This window comes from Saccharothrix sp. NPDC042600 (genome assembly GCF_040647305.1).
Lineage (GTDB): Bacteria > Actinomycetota > Actinomycetes > Mycobacteriales > Pseudonocardiaceae > Actinosynnema > Actinosynnema mutabilis.
The window spans coordinates 1-1,082 of sequence record NZ_JBEZBW010000212.1 but is presented as its reverse complement, the minus strand read 5'-3'; the positions used below and the strand labels follow the sequence as shown (position 1 = coordinate 1,082).

At 75.8% G+C, this 1,082-nt stretch carries 1 protein-coding gene and 1 pseudogene; one reads left to right on the top strand and one right to left on the bottom strand.

Annotated elements, in window-relative coordinates; all coding sequences use genetic code 11:
• Positions 1–774, bottom strand: a 774-nt coding sequence (locus AB0A74_RS42645) for an ALF repeat-containing protein (protein WP_358258937.1), incomplete at its 3' end; no start/stop codon positions are given.
• A gap of 6 nt (positions 775–780) precedes the next feature.
• Here AB0A74_RS42645 and AB0A74_RS42640 point away from each other — a divergent pair.
• Positions 781–1,082 (top strand): annotated as a pseudogene (locus AB0A74_RS42640) (hypothetical protein); the annotation flags it as partial.

Below are 1,082 nucleotides of genomic sequence, written 5' to 3'. Positions count from 1 at the left end.
GGCGGTGTGGGCGGCCAGCGCGGCGTGGTGGCGGGCGGTGGCGGCGGAGGCCGCGGCGGCGGCGACGTGGCCGGTGACGACGGCGACGTGGTGGGCGGTCTCGGCGTCGCGTCGGGCGGCCTGGTAGCGGCCCAGGCGCAGGAACTGCCGGACGCCGGCCCAGGGACCGTCCAGGGCGGCGTTCGCGGCCGCCCGGACTTCGGGGCCGCCGGTGTTGAGGACGAGTTGGGTGGCGATGCGGTCGTCGTCCTGGGCGGCGATGTCGCGGCCGACGGCGAGGAAGTCGCGGACGTCATCGATGCTGCCGTCCAAGGCGGCGTTGGCGGCGTCCTTGGTGGCGGGGCCGCCGGTGTTGAGGATGCGCTGGACGGCGATGCGGTCCTCGTCGTCGCGGCCGTCGTAGTCGCCGCCGATATGCAGGAAGTGTTCGACCTGTTCGGGTGTGCCGGTGGCGAGCGCTTTCTGGGCGGCGGTGAGGGCGGCGGCGGTGTCGGCGTTGCCGCCGAGGATCTTCACGCCGAGGCGGTCGTCCTGGGCCAGGGCCGTGTCCAGGCCTGCGGTCAGGAACGTGGTGAGGGCCGTGTGGTCGCCGGTGAGGGCTTGTTCGGCGGCGTGGGCGGTGTAGGGGCCGGCGTGGCGCCACAGCCGCAGAGCGGCCGTGCGTGCCTCGACCAGGGCGGTGTCGGCGGGGGTGGTGGTGTGGCGGGCGTGGTCGAGCAGGGTCTGGGTGTCGGGGTCGGGGCGGTAGTGGGTGCCAGCCCGCCAGGCGGGCACCCGGCTTTGGGTCTGTGCTGTGTCGGTGGCCAGGGCGTCCTGGGCGTCGCGGACGGCCTGACTGGCGCGGGCGGCGAGTTGTTCGGCGTCGACGGCGCGGGCCAGTTCGGCGGTGCGGGCGGCGGTGTCGGCGGCGACCTTGGCGGTGTCGGCGGCATGGCCGGCTTCGGTGGCCGCGGCCTGGGCACGGTCCGCGGCATCGTGGGCCTGCCCGGCCTGGTGGGCGGCCTCGCCGGCCGCGGCGGCGGCGTTGCCCCGATGTTCATCGTCATGGTGGCGATCGGCACCACGGACCTGCTGTTCGCGCT